Annotated in this window: 19 protein-coding genes; 4 read left to right on the top strand and 15 right to left on the bottom strand. The window is 68.4% G+C overall.

Features of this window, described 5'->3' with window-relative positions; all coding sequences use genetic code 11:
* Nucleotides 1–12 precede the first annotated feature (12 nt).
* The 9 genes from EOW65_RS00390 to EOW65_RS00350 form a co-directional block, all read right to left on the bottom strand.
* On the bottom strand, nt 13–546 hold the full coding sequence (locus tag EOW65_RS00390) for a NuoB/complex I 20 kDa subunit family protein (protein ID WP_183077450.1): 534 nt from the start codon (nt 544–546) through the stop codon (nt 13–15).
* The gene (locus EOW65_RS00385) at nt 537–902 is read right to left on the bottom strand and encodes an NADH-quinone oxidoreductase subunit A (protein WP_113901030.1); all 366 of its coding nucleotides are present in this window, start codon (nt 900–902) and stop codon (nt 537–539) included. The genes EOW65_RS00390 and EOW65_RS00385 overlap by 10 nt, the downstream gene beginning before the upstream one ends.
* Before the next feature lie 255 nt (nt 903–1157).
* Nucleotides 1158–1940 (bottom strand): crotonase/enoyl-CoA hydratase family protein, encoded by a 783-nt coding sequence (locus tag EOW65_RS00380; RefSeq protein ID WP_128147052.1) that lies wholly within the window; start codon nt 1938–1940, stop codon nt 1158–1160.
* A complete protein-coding gene (locus tag EOW65_RS00375) occupies nt 1937–2797 on the bottom strand; it encodes a hydroxymethylglutaryl-CoA lyase (RefSeq protein ID WP_128147051.1) in 861 nt (286 codons plus the stop codon). Before EOW65_RS00375 ends, EOW65_RS00380 begins: the two co-directional genes overlap by 4 nt.
* Nucleotides 2790–3440, bottom strand: coding sequence for a glutathione S-transferase family protein (locus EOW65_RS00370; protein WP_128147050.1), 651 nt, complete (start codon nt 3438–3440; stop codon nt 2790–2792). The genes EOW65_RS00375 and EOW65_RS00370 overlap by 8 nt, the downstream gene beginning before the upstream one ends.
* Nucleotides 3437–5365, bottom strand: coding sequence for an ATP-binding protein (locus tag EOW65_RS00365; protein WP_128147049.1), 1929 nt, complete (start codon nt 5363–5365; stop codon nt 3437–3439). Before EOW65_RS00365 ends, EOW65_RS00370 begins: the two co-directional genes overlap by 4 nt.
* 127 nt (nt 5366–5492) lie before the next feature.
* Nucleotides 5493–7097, bottom strand: a complete 1605-nt coding sequence (locus EOW65_RS00360; RefSeq protein ID WP_128147048.1) for a carboxyl transferase domain-containing protein — start codon at nt 7095–7097, stop codon at nt 5493–5495.
* The gene (locus EOW65_RS00355; protein ID WP_113901036.1) at nt 7094–7567 is read right to left on the bottom strand and encodes a lysozyme inhibitor LprI family protein; all 474 of its coding nucleotides are present in this window, start codon (nt 7565–7567) and stop codon (nt 7094–7096) included. Before EOW65_RS00355 ends, EOW65_RS00360 begins: the two co-directional genes overlap by 4 nt.
* The gene (locus tag EOW65_RS00350) at nt 7567–8727 is read right to left on the bottom strand and encodes an isovaleryl-CoA dehydrogenase (RefSeq protein ID WP_128147047.1); all 1161 of its coding nucleotides are present in this window, start codon (nt 8725–8727) and stop codon (nt 7567–7569) included. Before EOW65_RS00350 ends, EOW65_RS00355 begins: the two co-directional genes overlap by 1 nt.
* Before the next feature lie 249 nt (nt 8728–8976).
* On the opposite strand from EOW65_RS00350, the gene EOW65_RS20180 reads away from it, so the two are divergent.
* Nucleotides 8977–9087 (top strand): excalibur calcium-binding domain-containing protein, encoded by a 111-nt coding sequence (locus EOW65_RS20180; protein ID WP_276319586.1) that lies wholly within the window; start codon nt 8977–8979, stop codon nt 9085–9087.
* 56 nt (nt 9088–9143) lie between these two features.
* The gene (locus EOW65_RS00340) at nt 9144–9596 is read left to right on the top strand and encodes a CreA family protein (RefSeq protein ID WP_128147046.1); all 453 of its coding nucleotides are present in this window, start codon (nt 9144–9146) and stop codon (nt 9594–9596) included.
* Nucleotides 9597–9635: 39 nt separating this feature from the next.
* Here EOW65_RS00340 and EOW65_RS00335 read toward each other — a convergent pair whose 3' ends face one another.
* Nucleotides 9636–10853 (bottom strand): N-acetylmuramoyl-L-alanine amidase, encoded by a 1218-nt coding sequence (locus tag EOW65_RS00335; RefSeq protein WP_128147045.1) that lies wholly within the window; start codon nt 10851–10853, stop codon nt 9636–9638.
* Between the two features lie 54 nt (nt 10854–10907).
* Complete coding sequence (locus EOW65_RS00330; protein WP_128147044.1) at nt 10908–12047, bottom strand: pyridoxal phosphate-dependent aminotransferase; 1140 nt, start codon at nt 12045–12047, stop codon at nt 10908–10910.
* 189 nt (nt 12048–12236) lie between these two features.
* Here EOW65_RS00330 and EOW65_RS00325 point away from each other — a divergent pair, with 189 nt between their 5' ends.
* Nucleotides 12237–12983, top strand: a complete 747-nt coding sequence (locus EOW65_RS00325; protein WP_128147043.1) for a DsbA family protein — start codon at nt 12237–12239, stop codon at nt 12981–12983.
* 135 nt (nt 12984–13118) lie between these two features.
* Here the strand turns inward: EOW65_RS00325 and EOW65_RS00320 are convergent, their stop codons facing one another.
* The 4 genes from EOW65_RS00320 to hemA all read right to left on the bottom strand — a co-directional run bounded on the left by EOW65_RS00320 (nt 13119) and on the right by hemA (nt 17755).
* Nucleotides 13119–13793, bottom strand: a complete 675-nt coding sequence (locus EOW65_RS00320; protein WP_128147042.1) for a DUF1236 domain-containing protein — start codon at nt 13791–13793, stop codon at nt 13119–13121.
* A gap of 145 nt (nt 13794–13938) precedes the next feature.
* Nucleotides 13939–15072 carry a flavodoxin-dependent (E)-4-hydroxy-3-methylbut-2-enyl-diphosphate synthase gene (gene ispG / locus EOW65_RS00315; RefSeq protein WP_128147041.1) on the bottom strand — a complete coding sequence of 378 codons (1134 nt, stop codon included), beginning with the start codon at nt 15070–15072 and terminating at the stop codon, nt 13939–13941.
* A gap of 85 nt (nt 15073–15157) precedes the next feature.
* Nucleotides 15158–16414: a helix-turn-helix domain-containing protein gene (locus EOW65_RS00310; protein ID WP_128147040.1), complete on the bottom strand. Its 1257-nt coding sequence runs from the start codon at nt 16412–16414 to the stop codon at nt 15158–15160.
* A 111-nt stretch (nt 16415–16525) separates the two neighbouring features.
* A complete protein-coding gene (gene hemA / locus EOW65_RS00305; protein WP_128147039.1) occupies nt 16526–17755 on the bottom strand; it encodes a 5-aminolevulinate synthase in 1230 nt (409 codons plus the stop codon).
* Between the two features lie 219 nt (nt 17756–17974).
* Between hemA and EOW65_RS00300 the strand changes: the two genes are divergently transcribed.
* Entirely contained in the window at nt 17975–19351 is a 1377-nt protein-coding gene (locus EOW65_RS00300) for a dipeptidase (protein ID WP_128147038.1), read from the top strand.
* The last annotated feature ends 34 nt before the right edge of the window (nt 19352–19385 follow it).

Below are 19385 nucleotides of genomic sequence, written 5' to 3'. Positions count from 1 at the left end.
CTTCGTCTCCCCTCAGCGGACCAGCGTGCCGGTGCGGCGGATCTTCCGCTGCAGCTGCAAGATGCCGTAGAGCAGCGCCTCGGCCGAGGGCGGGCAGCCCGGCACGTAGATGTCGACCGGCACGATCCGGTCACAGCCGCGCACCACCGAGTAGCTGTAGTGATAGTAACCGCCGCCGTTCGCGCAGGACCCCATCGAGATCACGTAGCGCGGCTCCGGCATCTGGTCATAGACCTTGCGCAGAGCGGGGGCCATCTTGTTGGTCAGCGTGCCCGCGACGATCATCACGTCGGACTGGCGCGGCGAGGCGCGCGGCGCGGTGCCAAAGCGTTCGAGGTCATAGCGCGGCATCGAGACCTGCATCATCTCGACGGCGCAGCAGGCCAGACCGAAGGTCATCCAGTGCAGCGAACCGTTGCGCGCCCAGTTGATCAGGTCTTCGGTCGAGGTCAGCAGGAAACCCTTGTCCTGCAGCTCCTTGTTCAGGGCCTGGGTCGCGGCTTCCTTGTCGGCTCCCGCGGTATTGGCAGAGGTCATCACGCCCATTCCAGCGCCCCTTTCTTCCATTCATAGGCAAAGCCGACGGTCAGCACGCCGAGGAACACCATCATCGACCAGAAGCCCACCATGCTCAGCGACCCGAAGGCCACCGCCCAGGGGAACAGGAAGGCCACTTCGAGATCGAAGATGATGAACAGGATCGAGACGAGGTAGAAGCGCACGTCGAACTTCATGCGCGCATCGTCGAAGGCGTTGAAACCGCATTCGTAAGCCGAGACCTTTTCCGGGTCCGGGTTGCGCACGGCCAGCACGACCGCGGCGAGGACCAGGACAAGCCCGAGCACGATGGCCAATGCAAGGAAGATGAGGATGGGAAGATATTCACGCAGCATGTCGTGCACTGGTTGGCTCCCTTGTGACGCGACCGAGTGTCGCGCAGGTTCCGGCTGAGCGAGCAATATCGCCGCCTCCCGGCCGGGTCAACCGAGTGACGCCGGTTTCGCCTGTGAAAAGTGCGTTTTGTATACCGCTGCACACCGCTTCGGCAGATGCGGCGCCCCTGCCCCGGGGGCAAGAGAACAAGGGCCCGCACGCGGCTGCGCACGGGCCCGAAGCCTTGGCAAACCCGAGAGAATCCCTCGGGTCTGGCGGTGTTCTCAGGTGCTCCAGCCCGGTTTGCGCCGGTCGAAGAAGGCGGCGATTCCCTCGCCCGCCTCGGCGGTTTCCCAACGCGCGACGAGGGCGGCGACGGTCGCCTCCTGCACCGCCGCGTCGATCGGCGGGGCGAGCATCCGGATCAGCGCCTTGGCATCGGCGACGGCGCCCGGCGCACAGCTCAGATAGGGCACGACCTCGGCCTCGATCGCCGCGTCGAGGTCCTCCGGCGCGACGACGCGCGCCAGAAGGTTCAGCGCCTCGGCCTCGGCGGCCTCGAAGAGCCGCGCCGACATGAAGACGCGCCGCGCCTTCGCCGGGCCCATGCGGGCGACGACATAGGGCGAGATCGTCGCCGGCGTCAGGCCGAGCCGGGTCTCGGTCAGGCCGAAGCGCGCGCCACTCACGCCGACGGCCACGTCGCACACCGACATCATGCCGATACCGCCGCCGAAGGCATTGCCCTGCACCCGGCCGATCACCGGCTTCGGGCAGCGGTCGAGCGCGCTGAGCATGGCCGCCAGCCGGCGCGCGCCCGCCGCGCGCTCCTCGGCACTGGCATTCATCTGCGCCTGCATCCATTTCAGATCGCCGCCAGCGCAAAAGCTTGCCCCCTCGGCCGCCAGCACCACCACCCGCACCGCGGGATCGGCGCCAAGCGCACCGATGGCGGCGGTGATCTCGTCCATCATCTGCGCCGAGAGCGCATTGTGCTTCTCGGCGCGCGCCAGCCACAGATGTGCGACACCGCGCGCGTCGATCTCGGTCCGGATCGTCTCGGTCATTGCCCCTGCCCCCTCATTGTCCGCGCAAGCTCTGCCGCCGCGCCGATCACCTCCATGTCGAGCCCGGTCTCGTAGCCGCGCCCGGCAAGCCAGGCGGCCACCTTCTCGGTCGCGACATTGCCCTTCGCCCCCGGCGCATAGGGGCAGCCGCCAAGGCCACCGACGGCCGCATCGAAGACCCGCAGCCCGGCCGCGAGGGACGCCTCGATATTCTCGAGCGCCCGGCCCGCGGTGTCGTGAAAATGCCCCGCCAGACGGTCCGCCGGCATCTCTTCGAGCACCGCGTCCAGCATCGCCGCCACGGTCTCGGCCCGACCCTGACCGATGGTGTCGCCCAGACTGACCTCGTAACAGCCCATCTCGCGCAGCGCCGCGACGACGCGGGCCACCGCCTCGGGCGGGGTCGGCCCGTCATAGGGGCAATCGGTGACCACCGAGACATAGCCGCGCACCGGCATCTCGTCGGCCTGCGCCGCCTGCATCACAGCACGGAAACGATCGAGGCTCTCGGCGATCGAACAGTTCAGGTTCGCGCGCGAAAACCCCTCGGAGGCCGAGGCGAAGATCGCCACCTCGTCCGCACCTGCCGCCCGCGCGCCTTCATAACCCTTCAGGTTCGGCGTCAGCGCCGCGTAGCGCACGCCCGGCGCGCGGATGATACCGGCCAGCACCTGCGCCCCGTCGACCATCTGCGGCACCCATTTCGGGCTGACGAACGAGGCGGTCTCGATCCGCCGGAACCCGGCGCGGCTCAGGCAATCGACCAGCGCGATCTTCTCCGCCGTCGGGATCAGGCGCTTTTCGTTCTGCAGCCCGTCGCGCGGGGCCATCTCGAAGATCTCGACCGTCTCAGCCATCGTTCAGCTCGTAGAAATCCTGGGTGTAGATCGCGCTCGCCCCGCCCTTCGCCACGGCGCGGCGATAGGCCGGACGCGCCTTGCAGCACTCGGCCCAGACGGCGAGCGCCGGAAAGGCCTCGGGACGCACGAAGCGGAACATCGCCTCGAGGTTGAAGCCGAACATCACATCGGCCGCCGAGAAGCTGTCGAGCAGCCAGTCGCGGCCGGCAAGATGCGCCTCCATCGCCCGCATCGTCACTTCGAGCCGCTTGGTGTCGAGCTTCGTCAGCGCCGCCGAGCGCGCGCTTTCGGGGCGCAGGAAGATGTGGTGGATGTTCAGGTTCTGCAAGATGTTCGCCTGCGTCTCGGCGAAATGCAGCCATTGCAGGAAATCGACCCGTTCGGGGGTTCCCGGGCGCGGCGCCAGCCGGCCACGGGTCTCGGTCAGATATTCGACGATCGCGCCCGACTCGAAGATCACCCGCCCGTCGATCTCGAGCGCGGGGATCCGCCCGGCGGGCGAAAGCGCGCGGAATTCGGGGCTGCGCAGGCTACCGTCGGTGAGCGACCAGATCTTCAGCTCGGCCACCTCGCCGAGCTCCTCGAGCAGCCACAGCACCCGGAACGAGCGCGACCCCGGAACGTGATGCAAGCGGATCATGCGGCCTCCTCCTCGGTCTCGTCGGCAAGCCGGATCAGCGCCGCGCCGGCCTCGACCTGCGCGCCGGGGTCGACCAGCACCTCGGCCACGGTACCGGCGCGGGCGGCCAGCATCGTGTGCTCCATCTTCATCGCCTCGAGCACGGCCAGCCGGTCGCCCTCGGCCACCGCCTGACCGGCCGCGACGAAGACCGCCTTCACCAGCCCCGGCATCGGCGCGAGCGTCAGCCCCGAGGCCGGCCCTTCCGAGCGACGCGCGAGCGGATCGGGCCGGGCAAAGCGATAGGCCGCGCCCATGAAGACGGTGACCTCGTCGGCACCGACATGGAACCGCGCGCCGGTCTTGGCGCCCTCGACCCACCAGCCATCGGCGCGCAACGCGCAGTCCTGCGTGGTGCCCGCCACCGTCACCGCGACCCGTCCGGGGCCGGTCACGGCAAGGCTTGCGGGCTCCTCGAAGGGCACGGCACGGGTGAGCGGCGCCCAGAGACTGAAGCCCGGTCCGGTTCCCCCGGCCAGCCCCGCCGCGGCAATCACCGCGAGCGCGCGCGCCGCCGCGGGCGGTTCGGCGGCCGCGGTGAGCGCATCGATCTCGCGCCCGATCAGCCCGGTGTCGACATCGCCCGCGGCAAAGCCCGGATGGCGGGCCAGTGCGCCGAGAAAGCCGAGGTTCGTCACCGTGCCCGCAACCTCGGTCTGTTCCAGCGCGCGGGCAAGCTGCGCCAGCGCCACCGCGCGCGTCGGGCCATGCGTCACCACCTTGGCGATCATCGGGTCATACCAGGGGCTGATCGTGTCGCCGGCGCGCACGCCGGTCTCGATCCGCGCCGCGCCGAAGTTCAGGTGGGCAAGGGTGCCGGTCGCCGGCAGGAAGCCCGCCGGCACGTCCTCGGCGTAAAGCCGCGCCTCGAAGGCATGGCCGGTGATCGTCAGCTCATCCTGCCGGCGCGGCAAGGGCTCGCCCGCCGCCACGCGCAGCTGCCATTCGACCAGATCGACGCCGGTGATCGCCTCGGTCACCGGATGCTCGACCTGCAACCGGGTGTTCATCTCCATGAACCAGAAGCGGTCCTCGCGCAGCCCCTCGGAGGCGTCGACGATGAACTCGATCGTGCCGGCGCCACTGTAGCCGATCGCCTCGGCCGCGCGCACGGCGGCCTGCCCCATCGCGGCGCGCATCGCGGGCGTCATGCCCGGCGCGGGGGCCTCCTCGATCACCTTCTGGTGGCGGCGCTGCAACGAGCAGTCGCGCTCGAAGAGATGCACCGCCGAGGTCCCGTCGCCGAAGACCTGCACCTCGATGTGGCGCGGCTTCTCGACGTATTTCTCGATCAGCACCGCGGGGTTGCCGAAGGCCGTCAGCGCCTCGCCCTGCGCGCTTGCCAGCGCGGCGGCGAAATCGGCGGGCCGGTCGACGCGGCGCATGCCCTTGCCGCCGCCGCCCGCGACCGCCTTGATGAGGACCGGATAGCCCACCGCCTCGGCGGCCCCCGCCAGATGCTCGGGGTCCTGGTTCGCGCCGTGATAGCCCGGCACGACCGGCACGCCCGCCTGCGCCATCAAGGCCTTTGCCGCATCCTTGAGCCCCATCGCCCGGATCGCATCGCCCGAAGGCCCAATGAAGACCAGCCCCGCCGCTTCGACTGCATCGACGAAATCGGGGTTTTCCGAGAGAAACCCATAGCCCGGGTGGATCGCCTCGGCCCCGGTGGCCCGCGCCGCGGCGATGATCGCCGCGCCGCGCAGATAGCTGTCACGCGGCGCCGGGCCACCGATCAGCACGGCCTCGTCGGCAAGGGCGACATGGCGCGCACCGGCGTCGGCCTCGGAATAGACGGCAACGGTCGCCACGCCCATGCGGCGCGCAGTGTCGATGACGCGACAGGCGATCTCGCCGCGGTTGGCGATCAGGATCTTGCGAAACATCGGCTCCTCCCAAGCTTGGATGTCGGAGGGGGCGCTGCCCCCGCTCCTGCGGAGCCCCCCGAGGTATTTCGGGCAAGATGAATGCGATCTCACCTTGCTCCAAATACCTCCGCCGGAGGCATTGAAGTCACATGCGGAACAGGCCGAAGCGCGTCGGTTCGACCGGGGCGCACAGGCTCGCCTGCAGGCTGAGCGAGAGCACCTGACGGGTCTTGCGCGGATCGACGATGCCGTCGTCCCACAGCCGCGCCGAGGCATAGAGCGGGTGGCTTTGGCGCTCGAACATCTCGATCGTCGGGCGCTTGAACTCGGCCTCTTCCTCGGCCGACCAGCTGCCGCCCTTGCGCTCGATCCCCTCTCGGCGCACGGCGGCAAGCACCCCCGCCGCCTGCTCGCCGCCCATCACCGAGATCCGGGAATTGGGCCAGCTCCACAGGAAGCGGGGCGAATAGGCGCGCCCCGCCATGCCGTAATTGCCGGCGCCGAAGCTGCCGCCGACGAGCATGGTGATCTTCGGCACCGAGGTGGTCGCGACGGCGGTCACCATCTTCGCCCCGTGGCGCGCGATGCCCTCGTTCTCGTATTTGCGGCCGACCATGAAGCCGGTGATGTTCTGCAGGAAGATCAGCGGGATGCCGCGTTGCGAGCAAAGCTCGATGAAATGCGCGGCCTTCTGCGCGGCCTCGGAGAAGAGCACGCCGTTGTTCGCGACGATGCCCACCGGGCAGCCCTCGAGATGGGCAAAGCCGGTCACGATCGTCTCGCCGAAGCGGGCCTTGAACTCGTCGAAGCGCGACCCGTCGACCACGCGCGCGATCACCTCGCGGATGTCGTAGGGGGTGCGCAGATCGGCCGGCACAAGGCCGAGGATCTCCTCGGGGTCATAGGCCGGGGGCTCGGGCGATTGCCACTGCACCGTCGCGGGCTTCGCCCGGTTCAGGTTTCCGACCGCCCGGCGGGCGAGCGCCAGCGCATGGGCGTCGTCCTCGGCGAGGTAATCGGCCACGCCCGAAAGACGCGTGTGCACATCGCCGCCGCCGAGGTCTTCGGCCGTGACCACCTCACCGGTCGCCGCCTTCACCAAGGGCGGGCCAGCGAGGAAGATCGTGCCCTGTTCCTTCACGATGATCGTCACGTCGGACATCGCCGGCACATAGGCGCCACCCGCGGTGCAGCTGCCCATCACCACCGCGATCTGCGCGATGCCCTTCGCCGACATCCGCGCCTGGTTGTAGAAGATCCGGCCGAAATGGTCGCGGTCGGGGAAGACCTCGTCCTGGTTGGGCAGGTTCGCGCCGCCGCTGTCGACCAGATAGACGCAGGGCAGATTGCAGTCCTCGGCGATCTCCTGCGCGCGCAGATGCTTCTTCACCGTCATCGGGTAATAGGTACCGCCCTTCACCGTGGCGTCATTCGCCACGACCATCACCTCGAGCCCCATCACCCGGCCGATGCCGGCGATGACGCCCGCCCCCGGCGCGGCGCCGTCATACATGCCGTGCGCTGCCGTCGCGCCGATTTCGAGGAAGGGCGAGCCGGGGTCCAAAAGCCCCGCCACCCGCTCGCGCGGCGCCATCTTGCCGCGCGCCACATGGCGCGCCGTCGCCTCGGGCCCGCCCCCCGCGGCGGCCGCCATCGCCGCCGCGCGCACGGTTTCGAGCATCTCGAGATGGGCCGCGCGGTTGGCGCGGAAGCCCTCGGAGGAGGGCAGGACGGAGGAGGTCAGCTTCATTCCTGTGCCTTCTTGTCTCGCAGCTGCGCCGCGCGCGCGGCGGTCATTTCCATCATGCAATTCGCCCCGACGATCCGGCTGGCCGAGGCATCGCCCCAGCGCGCGACCTCGAGCCCGCATTCGGCATCGCGAAAGGCGATCCAGGCGCGCTGTGCGGCGAGCAGCTTGTCGTTCAGCCCGGGCGCCGTCAGCTCGGCGCGGCGGGCCTTGTATTCGGTGTTGAGCAGATCGTCCCAGACCAGCGTCTCGGCCCCGATGCAGGCGACGATAGCGACCGTCGTGTCGCCCGCCGCGGCGGTGCAGCCCTGCGCCGCCTGGCCAAGGCAGCTCGGCCCGCCGGCATAGGGATTGTAGTCGGCAAAACAGGCGCGCACCGTTTCCTCGAGCCCCTCGGTCGCCGACGGTGGCAGATCCTGCGCGGCGGCAAGGGCGGGGGTCAGGGCAAGAACGGCGGCAAGCATCGAACGCATCAGGCTTTCTCCATGATTTCACGTCCGATCAGCATACGGCGGATTTCGCTGGTGCCAGCCCCGATTTCCATCAGCTTCGCATCGCGGAAGAGCCGCGAGACCACCGAGTCATTGAGGAACCCGGCCCCGCCGAGCGCCTGCACCGCCTGATGCGCCTGCACCATCGCCTGTTCCGAGGCATAGAGCACCGTCGCGGCGGCATCCTGCCGGGTGACCAGCCCCTTGTCGCAGGCCTTCGCGACCTCGTAGGTATAGGCGCGGGCGGTGTTCATCGCGACATACATGTCGGCAATCTTCGCCTGCATCAGCTGGAAATTCCCGATCGGCTGGCCGAACTGCTGGCGCTCCTTGGCATAGGGCACCACCTCGTCAAGGCAGGCTGCCATGATGCCGGTGCCGATGCCCGAGAGCACCACGCGCTCGTAATCGAGCCCCGACATCAGCACCCGAACGCCCTTGCCCTCGGTGCCGAGCACGTTCTCGAACGGCACCTCGCAATCCTCGAAGAACAGCTGTGCCGTGTTCGAGCCGCGCATCCCGAGCTTGTCGAAATGCTTCGAGGTCGAGAACCCCTTGACCCCCTTCTCGACGATGAAGGCGGTAATGCCCTTCGAGCCCGCCTCGGGGTCGGTCTTGGCATAGACCACCAGCGTATCGGCATCGGGGCCGTTGGTGATCCAGTACTTGTGGCCATTGAGCACATAGTAGCCGTTGCGCTTCTCGGCCCGCAGCTTCATGCCGACGACATCCGAGCCCGCGCCGGATTCCGACATCGCGAGCGCACCGACCTTGGCACCCGAAACGAGATCGGGCAGGTATTTCGCCTTCTGCTCGGCCGAGCCGTTCAGCTTCAGCTGGTTCACGCAGAGGTTCGAATGCGCCCCGTAGCTGAGCGAGATCGAGGCCGAGACGCGCGCGATCTCCTCGGTGGCGATGACATGGGCAAGATAGCCCATCCCCGAGCCGCCGTATTCCTCGGGCACGGTGATGCCAAGCAAGCCAAGCGCGCCCATCTCGGCCCAGAGCTCGGCCGGAAAGACGTTGTCGCGATCGACGGCCGCGGCGATCGGCGCCAGCCGCTCCTGCGCCCAGCCGTGCACCATCTCGCGCAGCGCATTGACGTCCTCGCCCAGGTCGAACTGCATGGAACCTGCGAACATCGGCCTCCCCTCCGATTATTGAACACTCGTTCATTTATGGGGAGGCGGCGATTCGCGTCAAGCCCCCGCGACGCTGCGTCCCATCGCGCGGACCTTGCCGAAGGCGCGCAGCAGGCATTGAAAGGGGACGGACGGAGGACCTGGCGATGATGACGGCACTGGCGGCGGCACTGGCCCTCGGGCTGGCACCCGATCCCGCGGCTGGCACAGTCATGGTCATGCAGCCCGCGCAAGACCTGTTCGAAGACCATTGAAAGCTGCGAAGAAGCCTATTGGCTGCTCGAGAACTGCTCCTGGGGCGGCAAGCTCGACCGCGACGGGGACGGCGTGCCCTGCGAGACCCTCTGCCCCGGCGGCTGAACCGGTTGCGCCCCCGCCCCCGCGCCCCCATCTTCGGGAAAACCAAGGAGGTTTCCATGCGTGCCCTGACCGCCGCCGCCCTGATCGCCCTCGCAGCCACCCCTGCCCTCGCCGAGGAGGTCGGCCGCGTCGGCGTCGACTGGACCGGCAACGACATCGTCATCGAGGCGATCGAGGACCCGAAGGTGCAGGGCGTGACCTGCCACGTCTCCTATTTCGACCGCTCGATCTTCGACCGGCTGAAACAGGGCAACTGGTTCGAGGACCCGTCGAACGCCTCGATCGCCTGCCGCCAGACCGGGCCGATCACGCTTGGCGACATCGCGCGCGGGCCGAAGGGGGAAAAGGTATTCTCCGAAAGCCGCTCGCTGATCTTCAAGAGCCTGCGGGTGACGCGCATCTATGACGAGGATCACCAGACGCTGATCTATCTCACCCATGCGAACCAGGTGGTCGAGGGCTCGGCGAAGATGTCGATCTCGACGGTGCCGCTTTACGGCGCGAAATGACGGCCAAGGCAGGGGGCGCTGCCCCCCCTGCCCGGCCGGTTATTGGCGCAACAGCCGGGCCTCGGCCGCATCGGCCTGGGCCCAGGTCGCGACGCCCCGGGTGATCGCCTGCGCCATCTGCGCCTGCCAGGTCGGATCGAGCAGGCGCTGGCGGTCGGCCTCGGACGACAGGAAGCCGAGCTCGATCAGCAGCGAGGGGATGTCGGGCGATTTCAGCACCGAGAAATCCGCCGTCTGCACCGGATGCTTGTGCATCCGCAGATGCGCCGACTTGATCGCGCCGGCAATCACCTGGCTGGCGCGCAGCGCGCGCGGCTGGGTCTCGGTGCGGGCAAGATCCATCAGCACCCCCGCCACCGCATCGTCATGGCCATCAAGATCGACGCCCGCGAGCAGGTCGGCGCGGTCGTGCCGCTCGGCGAGTTTCTGCGACGCCTCGTCCGAGGCCTTGTCGTCGAGCAGATAGACGGTCGCGCCGGTGGCATCGCCCTCGGGGAGCGCATCGGCATGGAGCGACAGGAAAAGATCGGCCCCCGCCGCGCGCGCGACGGTGATCCGGGTTTCCAGCGGCACGAAGACATCTTCCTCGCGGGTCATGATGACCTGCATGCCGGCGCGCGTCATCGCCTCTTTCAGCGCGCGCGCGAAGGTCAGCGTCAGCACGGCTTCCTTCAGGTTGTCGGCCTCGGCGCCCGGATCGATGCCGCCGTGACCCGGATCAATCACCACCTTCAGCGGCGCGCTGCCATCCTGGCGGCGATGCGGCGGCTCGGTCGCGGCGGGCTGCGGCAGGTCCCATAGCGCCGAAGAGGGCGCGCCGGCGCGGGCGGCGAAATCCTCGGCGGCGACGGGCGAAAGGCGCAGCACGACGCGCGGCGCCTCGCCGGTCTCCTCGACCGCGGTGTCGATCCGCGCCGGCCCCGACAGATCCGCGACCAGCCGCGACCAGCCCGGCCGGAACCGGCCCCAGCGGACGGTGCCGATCAACCCCTTGTCCGCCAGCGCCCCGGCGCGGCCGGCGGAGAAATCGACCTCGCGGAAATCGACGACAAGGCGCGGCGGCGCGTCGAGCAGGAAGGCGCGGAACGGCACCGCCTGGGTCAGGCCGAGCGCGACCTCGGTCGCCTGACCGGACGTGGTGACCGAACTGCGCCCGGGCTCGAGCCGGGCCAGCGCCGAAAGCCCGGTCTCCTGCGCCGTGGCGAGCCCCGCGAGCCCGAGCCAGAGCGCCGCGAAAAGCCGAAGGATGCGTGTCATGCCTGCTCCGTTTTTCGGGCGACTATAGCGCGGGCCGATGCGGCGCGAAACCGCTCAGCGCGCCGCCATGAAGGCGGTGAGGCGGGCGAGCCCCTCCTCGATCTCGGCGGTGCCCTGCGCATAGGAGAAGCGCAGCGTGCGGTGGCCGCGCGCCGGATCGAAGTCGAGCCCCGGGGTGACGGCGACACCGGCCTTGTCGAGGATCTCGGCGGCGAAAGCGCGGCTGTCCCCGGTCAGATCGGACACGTCGGCATAGATGTAGAAGGCGCCATCGGGCGGGGCGATCTCGGTGAAGCCCGCCTTCGGCAGCCCCTCGAGCATCAGCCGCCGGTTCGCGGCATAGACGGCGCGGTTCGCCTCGAGCTCGTCGATCGCGCCAAGAGCGGCAAGCGCCGCCACCTGGCTCGCATGCGGCGGGCAGATGAACATGTTCTGCGCCAGCCGCTCGACGGTGCGGACGTGGTCCTCGGGCACCACCATCCAGCCGACGCGCCAGCCCGTCATCGAGAAGTATTTCGAGAAGGAGTTGATCACATAGGCCTCGTCCGAGACCTCGAGCGCGCTGATCGCGCGGCCCTCGTAATCGAGGCCGTGATAGATCTCGTCGGAGACGAAGGCGATGTCGCGCGCCGAGGCCGCCTGCATCAGCGCGGAAAGCTCCGGCTTGCCGAGCATCGTGCCCGAGGGGTTGCCGGGCGAGGCGACAATCAGCCCCTGCACGTTTTCGGGGATGTCGGCAGGCACCGGCTGATAGCGGTTTTCGGCGCTGGTGGGCATGCCCACCGGGGTCACCGACATCGCGCGCAGGATCTGGCGATAGCTCGGATAGCCCGGCTCGCCAAGCGCGACGCGGTCGCCCGCATCGAAAAGCGCCGAGAAGGCGAGCAGGAAGGCGCCCGAGGAGCCCGCGGTGACGATCACCCGGCCGGGGTCGAGATCGACACCATACCAGCGGGCATAAAGCGCCGCGATGCCCGCGCGCAGATCGGGCAGGCCGAGCGCGACGGTATAGCCGAGCGGGTTCTCATCGAGCGCCGCGGCAAGCGCCTTGCGCGCCGCAGCGGGCGCGGGCGTCGAGGGCTGGCCCACCTCCATGTGGATGATGCGCCGGCCGGCGGCCTCGGCGGCGCGGGCGGCTTCCATCACGTCCATCACAATAAAGGGATCGACCTGACCACGGGTTGAGAAGCGCATGTCCCTGCTCCATCCTGAAAATCCTTAAGGGGCGATAGGACGGCCCGGGCCCGGGGTCAATGGTCGGTGCCTCGGGGTCTGGCCTTGCTCCCTGCACCGGCGCGCCCGCCCCCTTGCGCCTGCCCGCCCGATTGGCCAGTGTGGCCGCGACCTGCCCCGCTTCCCCGGGGCGACACAAAGGATGATCCGATGACCCGCACGCTGCTGTCCGCCCTTGCCCTCTCCACGGCGCTTGCCGCACCGGCGGGCGCGCTCGATCTGTCGAAGATGACGACCGAGGAGAAGGCCGCCTTCGGCGAGGCGGTGAAGGACTATCTGATGCAGAACCCCGAGGTTCTGGTCGAGGCGATCAACGTGCTCGAGGAGCGTCAGCAGGCTGCCGCGGTCGAGAACGACAAGACCCTCGTCGACACCAATGCCAAGGACATCTTCGAGGATGGCTTCAGCTGGGTCGGCGGCAATCCCGAGGGCGACGTGACCATCGTCGAGTTCATGGATTACAAGTGCACCTACTGCAAGAAGGCCTTCCCCGAGGTCGAGGACCTGCTCAAGAAGGATGGCAACATCCGCCTGATCGTGAAGGAATTCCCGATCCTGAGCCAGCAGTCGGAACTGGGCGCCCGCTTTGCGGTGGCGACGAAGCAGGTGGCGGGCGATGCGGCCTACAAGACCGTGCATGACGCGCTGATCGGGATGCGCGGCGACATCAGCCTCGAGGGGCTGAAGCGTCTGGCCGAGGACAACAAGTTCGACGCCGACGCGATCATCAAGAAGATGAACACCGAGGAGGTGACGGCGGTGCTGCGTGCGAACCACCAGCTCGCCGAGCGGATGAACATCTCGGGCACGCCGACCTTCATCATCGGCAACGAGATGCTGCGCGGCTATGCCCCCGAGGAGGCGATGGCGAAGATCGTCGCCGAGCAGCGCGGCTGAGACGGCGAAGGGGGGGGGGCGCTGCCCCCCGCCCGTGTCCCGGGCTCCCCCCGGGATATTTGGGGCAACTGGACGCAGGCAGAAGGGGCGCAGGTTTGCGCCCCTTTGTCATGCCATGCCGGGGGAGGCCTGCGGTCAGTTCACGATATAGACGATCTGGCGGTTGTCGGGGGTCACCAGCACCGGGTGATCGTTCACGTTCACATAGGCATAGGGGCTGTCGGGCACCGGGACGAGCGTGACGGTGTCGGGCAGCACCGCGCCCGGGGCGAGATCGCCCGAGAGATAGACCGGCGGCACCGGGTTCTTCTCGACGAAGGTCTCGGTCTCGGTCGTGGGTTTCGCCGCCTCGCCGAAGGCGACGCCGCCGAGAAGCGCCCCGACCACGGCGCCCGCCGGCCCGCCGATCGCCGCCCCCGCGGCAGCCCCCGAGCCGACCCCGGCAAGTGCCGCGGCGCCCTGCCCTTCCTTGGTGCCGGTCTGATAGGTCACGGTCTTCACCGTGACGCCCGCCGGACGCTCGGACAGCATCACCATCTTGTCGCCGCTCTGCACGCCGAGCTGGCCCGCCGGGGCCCAGCCCGCGACGCCGTTATAGGTGACCTCGCACCAGGGCGCGTCGGCGAGACAGCCCTCGACGGTGAGCGCGGTGGCAGCCGGCGCATCGGCCACCGCCTGCGCCCCCGGGGCGGGGGCGGCGTAAAGGGTGACGGGCGCGGCAACGACGGCCTGCAGCGCCGCGGCCGACCCGGCGGCGGTGACGAGGCCGAGACCCGCAAGGGCGAAGATCCTGGTCGAACGGTTGAACATCTGCTGTCCTCCTTGTGGCGGCGGCTGTGCGCGCCGCGATGTGAAGGAGAAACGGGAAACGGCCGCCCCCGTTCCGGAGACGGCCGTCACAATGATTTCAGGTGCTTCGCGGGAACCGGCGGGGATTTGCCGTCCCCTGCGGCCTTTACTGGGCCGCAGCCTCGGCCGCCTGAGCCTCGGCCTCGAGCCGTGCCGCGCGCTCCTCGACGAGGCGCACGATCTCGTCGACCATCTGCTCGTTCGACAGCTTGTGGCTCTGCTTGCCGGCCATGTAGACCATGCCCGCCCCCGCGCCGCCGCCGGTGAAGCCGATATCGGTCATCAGCGCCTCGCCGGGCCCGTTCACCACGCAGCCGATGATGCTGAGGCTCATCGGCGTCTTGATGTGTTCAAGCCGCTTCTCAAGGACCTCGACCGTCTTGATCACGTCGAAGCCCTGCCGCGCGCAGCTCGGGCAGGAGATGATCTGCACGCCGCGGGTGCGCAGGCCGAGCGACTTCAGGATCTCGAAGCCGACCTTCACCTCCTCGACCGGATCGGCCGAGAGGCTGACGCGGATCGTGTCGCCGATGCCCATCCACAAGAGGTTGCCCAGCCCGATCGCCGATTTCACCGTGCCGGCAATCATCCCGCCCGCCTCGGTGATGCCAAGGTGGATGGGCGCGTCGGTCGCCTCGGCGAGGCCCTGATAGGCGGCGGCGGCAAGGAACACGTCCGAGGCCTTCACCGAGACCTTGTACTCGCGGAAGTCGTTGTCCTCGAGGATGCGGATATGTTCGAGCGCGCTTTCGACCATCGCGTCGGGGCACGGCTCGCCGTATTTCTCGAGCAGATGCTTCTCGAGCGAGCCGGCATTCACCCCGATCCGGATCGAGCAGCCATGGTCCTTGGCGGCGCGGATCACTTCCCTGACCCGACGCTCGTCGCCGATGTTGCCCGGGTTTATGCGCAGGCAGGCGGCGCCGGCCTCGGCGGCCTCGATCGCGCGGCGATAGTGGAAATGGATGTCGGCGACGATCGGCACCGGGCTTTCGCGGCAGATCTCCTTCAGCGCCCGGGTCGAGGCCTCGTCCGGGGTCGAGACGCGGACGATGTCGGCGCCGACCTCGGCCGCGCGCAGCACCTGATCGAGCGTCGCCTTCACATCCGAGGTGTCGGTATTGGTCATCGTCTGCACCGAGATCGGCGCATCGCCCCCTACCGGGACCTTGCCCACCATGATCTGCCGCGATTTGCGGCGTTCAATGTTGCGCCAGGGACGGATGGGATTGAGCGACATGTCGGGCCTCCGATTGCTGCCCCAGACATAGAGCGGCCGCTGCCCGAGGGCAACGGCCGAAGGGATTTCGCATCATGCGCGGCGCTTACTCGCCCGCCTGCTCCGCGGCGGCGGGCACCAGGGCGCTCGCATCGGCAACGGCGGTCATCTTCGCCAGATCGCCATCCGCGGTGATGTCAGCCACGGCGTATTTCTGATCGAGCGCCTCGGGCGAGAGCACGATGTTCTTCGTCACCTCGCCACGCTTGCCCACCGGGCCATGCGCGATGCCGTTCACCGCGAAATAGATCGCCCCCGACTCGCCCGCGCGCATCACCGGCGCCTCTTCCAGCTTCGGCACGATGTAGCGCTCGCCGGCGTCCATCACCTTCTCGAACAGAACCGAGCCATCCGCCGCCGAGATCCGCACCCAGGAGGGCCGCACCGCCAGCACCTCGACCGCCGGCACATCGGCGCCGAGCGTGCGCACCACGGCGCCATCGGGGCCGGGCTGCACTGGGGTCGCGGCGGCCATCTGCACGCCCTGCCCGGCGGGCACGGTGCCCGCCTGAACCTGGGCCACGGCGGTCTGCGCCGGCGCGACGCCGGTGCCCGCCAGCACGCCAACCTGATTCGGGTCGATCGCGGCGATCGGGCCGTCACGGGCGATCAGCACCGGCACGTCGAGCGTCTGCGGCCGGTAGATCCGGTCGAGCGCCTCGGGCGCCGGGGCGGAGGGCGGCATGTCGTTGTCTGCGGTCTGCACCGGGGTCACCGATTGCAGCGGGTCGATTTCGGCGACCACGCCGGGGGTCTGGTCGACCGGGGCGAGATGCACGCGCTGCACTTCCTGCAGCACGGTCCAGCCGCCATAGCCGATGCCGCCGGCGACCAGCGCCAGAACCAGCACCGAGCCCACGGCCCGCGGTTCGATCTTGGTCCAGAACGCCTCGGTCTTCGGCACGAAGGTGGCGTTCGGATTGGCCAGCGCCTCGGCCACATCGGCCGGGCGGCGCTGCGGTTTGGGACCGGAGGCGGCGGCGGCCATGCCATGCGTCGGCTGGAAGCCCGCCTCGGCGCAGAAGCGGCGGAAGGCCCAGTCCGGGTCGAGGCCCAGATAGCGCGCATAGGAGCGCACATAGCCCGCGATGAAGGAGGGCGTCTCGAAGGCCGCGACATCGCCGCTCTCGATCGCGGCGATATAGGCCGCCTTGATGCGCAGCTCGCGCTGCACGTCAAGCAACGACTTGGCGAGCGTCGCGCGCTCGCCCCGCATCACGTCGCCAAGCCGCAGCTCGAAGTCATCGAAGCCTTTCGGCTTGTCCTCTTCCTGCGTCGAAGGAGCAATCCTCCGCCCGATCATGTGCCCGATCCTGCCTTCAAGTTCCTGAGTTTCTCGAATCGCGATCCCCGTCCGCGATTCATGGTCATTTCCTATCACAAGGCGGAGAGCCGTGCACACGCAGAAAATGCCTCAGGCACTCGCCTCAGCGCGATTCAGCGCACAACGCGACCACAGCATGTCCATCCCGCGCACAAGGTGGTCGATCTGCTGCAGATCGTGCACCGGCGAGGGGGTGAAACGCAGCCGCTCGGTGCCGCGCGGGACGGTCGGGAAGTTGATCGGCTGCACGTAGACGCCGAATTCCTCGAGCAGCATGTCCGAGAGCGCCTTGGTGTGCTTCGGGTCGCCAATCACCACCGGCACGATGTGGCTGCCATGGTCGATGATCGGCATGCCGAGCGCTTTCAGCCGCATCTTCAGGATCTTGGCATGCAGCTGCTGCTTGTCGCGCAGCTCCTGCCCGGCGGCGGTCTTCAGGAAGGCGATCGAGGCGGCGGCGCCCGCGGCGATCACTGGCGGCAGCGAGGTGGTGAAGATGAAGCCCGGCGCATAGGAGCGCAGCGCGTCCATCATCTTCGCCGTGCCCGCGACATAGCCGCCGAAGACGCCGAAGGCCTTGCCGAGCGTGCCGTTGAAGATGTCGATGCGGCCCATCTCGCCCAGCTTCTCGGCGATACCGGCGCCGCGCGGGCCATACATGCCGACCGCATGCACCTCGTCGAGATAGGTCAGCGCGTTGAATTCCTTGGCGAGATCGCAGATCTCGGTGATCTTGCCGAAATCGCCATCCATCGAATAGACCGATTCAAAGGCGATCAGCTTCGGCACCGCCGGATCGTCGGCGGCCAGCAGCTCGCGCAGATGGGCGACGTCATTGTGGCGGAAGATCCGCTTCGGGCCGGCGTTGCGCTTGATCCCCTCGATCATCGAGGCGTGGTTGAGCGCGTCCGAATAGATGATCAGGCCGGGGAACAGCACCCGCAGCGTCGAGAGCGTCGCGTCATTGGCGATATAGGCGCTCGAGAACACCAGCGCCGCTTCCTTCTGATGCAGGTCGGCAAGCTCCGCCTCGAGCTGCTTGTGATAGACCGTGGTGCCCGAGATGTTGCGCGTGCCGCCCGAGCCCGCGCCGGTGGCATCAAGCGCCTCGTGCATCGCCGCAAGCACCACCGGGTGCTGGCCCATGCCGAGATAATCGTTGCCACACCAGATGGTGATCTCTTTCTTCGAGCCGTCGGGGCGCGTCCACATCGCCTTCGGGAAGGCGCCCTTTTCGCGCTCGATGTCGATGAAGACCCGGTAGCGGCCCTCGTCGTGCAGCTTCTGGATCGCCTGATCGAGCGCGAGATCGTAGTCCATTTCCGTTTCCCTTGCCTGGTTCGCTGGGTCTGCCTTAGCGGCCTGTGTCGCGTGGCCGCATTGATAGAGGTCAAACGGCCCGGATGGGAGCGAAAAATTGTCGCGCACCCTGCCCCGCCCGGCCAAGCCCGACCAAAGGTGCAGATGCCTCCACTCCTGCCCGGGCGCACTGGACAGTGCCGCCCCCGGTGCTAGGGTGCGCCGATACAGGAGGCACGCATGACCATTGACGCCGTTCTCACCCGCATCGACGCAGAGCTGCCGCAGGCGATCGACCGCCTGATGGAGCTTCTGCGCATCCCCTCGATCTCGACCGATCCGGCGTGGAAGGGCGATTGCGCCCGCGCCGCCGACTGGCTGGTCAAGGAATTGACCTCGCTCGGTTTCAAGGCCGAGATCCGGCCCACCCCCGGCCACCCGATGGTGGTGGCGCGGCACGAGGGCCCGGGCCCGCACCTGCTGTTCTACGGCCATTATGACGTGCAGCCGGTCGACCCGCTGAACCTGTGGACGCGCGAGCCCTTCGACCCGGCGATCGAGGAAACCGCGAACGGCCCGGTGATCCGCGGCCGCGGCTCCTCGGACGACAAGGGGCAGCTGATGACCTTCCTCGAGGCCTGCCGCGCTTACAAGGACGTGAACGGCACCCTGCCCGGCAACCTGACGATCTTCTTCGAGGGCGAAGAGGAATCGGGTTCGCCCTCGCTCATCCCCTTCCTGCAGGCGAACAAGGACGAGCTGAGCTGCGACCTTGCGCTCATTTGCGACACCTCGATGGTCTCGCCCGGCGTGCCCTCGATCGCCGGCCAGCTGCGCGGTATGCTGAAGGAAGAGTTCACCCTGCACGGCCCGCGCATCGACCTGCATTCGGGTCATTACGGCGGCCCGGCGCTGAACCCGCTGCGCGAGATCTCGAAGCTGATCGCGAGCTTCCACGACGAGGACGGCCGCGTCGCGGTCGAAGGCTTCTACGAGGGCGTGCACGAGGTTCCCGAGGAGCTGAAACGGCAGTGGGAAAACTGCGGCTTCGACGAGGCCGAGTATCTCGCCCATGCCGGCATGACCGTCGCCCATGGCGAGGCGGGCTATTCGACCCTCGAACAGCAATGGGCGCGCCCGACGCTCGAGATCAACGGCCTCTGGGGGGGCTATCAGGGCGCAGGCTCGAAAACCGTGATCCCGGCCGAGGCGCATTGCAAGATCACCTGCCGGCTGGTGGGCGACATGGACCCGGCGAAGGTCCGCGCGGCGGTCCGCCGCCATGTCGAGGCGCATCTGCCGGTCGATGCCCGCGTCACCTGGGACAGCGATCTCGACGGTGCGCCGGCCGCGGTGATGAACACCGCCCGCCCCGAGTTCGAGGCGGCGCGTCAGGCGCTGTCGGACGAGTGGAACCGCGAGGCGGTGATCGTCGGCATGGGCGGCTCGATCCCGATCGCCTATTACTTCAAGTCGATCCTCGGCATGGACGCGATGCTGATCGGCTATGCCAATGACGATGACGCGATCCATTCGCCGAACGAGAAATACGACGTGAAGTCGTTCCACAAGGGCATCCGCAGCTGGGCCCGCGTGCTCGACCGCATCGCCAAGTGAGCAAAGGGGGCGGAGGCCGCGCGGCCTCCGCCCC

The organism is Paenirhodobacter ferrireducens, from assembly GCF_004022265.1.
Taxonomy (GTDB): Bacteria; Pseudomonadota; Alphaproteobacteria; order Rhodobacterales; family Rhodobacteraceae; genus Rhodobacter; species Rhodobacter ferrireducens.
Note: the sequence above shows the minus strand (reverse complement) of the source record. Positions and strands in the feature narration are given on the sequence as shown.

What these genes read in the sequence shown, in the direction of transcription:
- EOW65_RS00390 (WP_183077450.1), bottom strand. Translation starts at nt 546, where the DNA reads ATGGGCGTGATGACCTCTGCCAATACCGCGGGAGCCGACAAGGAAGCC.
- EOW65_RS00380 (WP_128147052.1), bottom strand. Translation starts at nt 1,940, where the DNA reads ATGACCGAGACGATCCGGACCGAGATCGACGCGCGCGGTGTCGCACAT.
- EOW65_RS00375 (WP_128147051.1), bottom strand. Translation starts at nt 2,797, where the DNA reads ATGGCTGAGACGGTCGAGATCTTCGAGATGGCCCCGCGCGACGGGCTG.
- EOW65_RS00370 (WP_128147050.1), bottom strand. Translation starts at nt 3,440, where the DNA reads ATGATCCGCTTGCATCACGTTCCGGGGTCGCGCTCGTTCCGGGTGCTG.
- EOW65_RS00365 (WP_128147049.1), bottom strand. Translation starts at nt 5,365, where the DNA reads ATGTTTCGCAAGATCCTGATCGCCAACCGCGGCGAGATCGCCTGTCGC.
- EOW65_RS00360 (WP_128147048.1), bottom strand. Translation starts at nt 7,097, where the DNA reads ATGAAGCTGACCTCCTCCGTCCTGCCCTCCTCCGAGGGCTTCCGCGCC.
- EOW65_RS00355 (WP_113901036.1), bottom strand. Translation starts at nt 7,567, where the DNA reads ATGCGTTCGATGCTTGCCGCCGTTCTTGCCCTGACCCCCGCCCTTGCC.
- EOW65_RS00350 (WP_128147047.1), bottom strand. Translation starts at nt 8,727, where the DNA reads ATGTTCGCAGGTTCCATGCAGTTCGACCTGGGCGAGGACGTCAATGCG.
- EOW65_RS00340 (WP_128147046.1), top strand. Translation starts at nt 9,144, where the DNA reads ATGCGTGCCCTGACCGCCGCCGCCCTGATCGCCCTCGCAGCCACCCCT.
- EOW65_RS00335 (WP_128147045.1), bottom strand. Translation starts at nt 10,853, where the DNA reads ATGACACGCATCCTTCGGCTTTTCGCGGCGCTCTGGCTCGGGCTCGCG.
- EOW65_RS00330 (WP_128147044.1), bottom strand. Translation starts at nt 12,047, where the DNA reads ATGCGCTTCTCAACCCGTGGTCAGGTCGATCCCTTTATTGTGATGGAC.
- EOW65_RS00325 (WP_128147043.1), top strand. Translation starts at nt 12,237, where the DNA reads ATGACCCGCACGCTGCTGTCCGCCCTTGCCCTCTCCACGGCGCTTGCC.
- EOW65_RS00320 (WP_128147042.1), bottom strand. Translation starts at nt 13,793, where the DNA reads ATGTTCAACCGTTCGACCAGGATCTTCGCCCTTGCGGGTCTCGGCCTC.
- ispG (WP_128147041.1), bottom strand. Translation starts at nt 15,072, where the DNA reads ATGTCGCTCAATCCCATCCGTCCCTGGCGCAACATTGAACGCCGCAAA.
- EOW65_RS00310 (WP_128147040.1), bottom strand. Translation starts at nt 16,414, where the DNA reads ATGATCGGGCGGAGGATTGCTCCTTCGACGCAGGAAGAGGACAAGCCG.
- hemA (WP_128147039.1), bottom strand. Translation starts at nt 17,755, where the DNA reads ATGGACTACGATCTCGCGCTCGATCAGGCGATCCAGAAGCTGCACGAC.
- EOW65_RS00300 (WP_128147038.1), top strand. Translation starts at nt 17,975, where the DNA reads ATGACCATTGACGCCGTTCTCACCCGCATCGACGCAGAGCTGCCGCAG.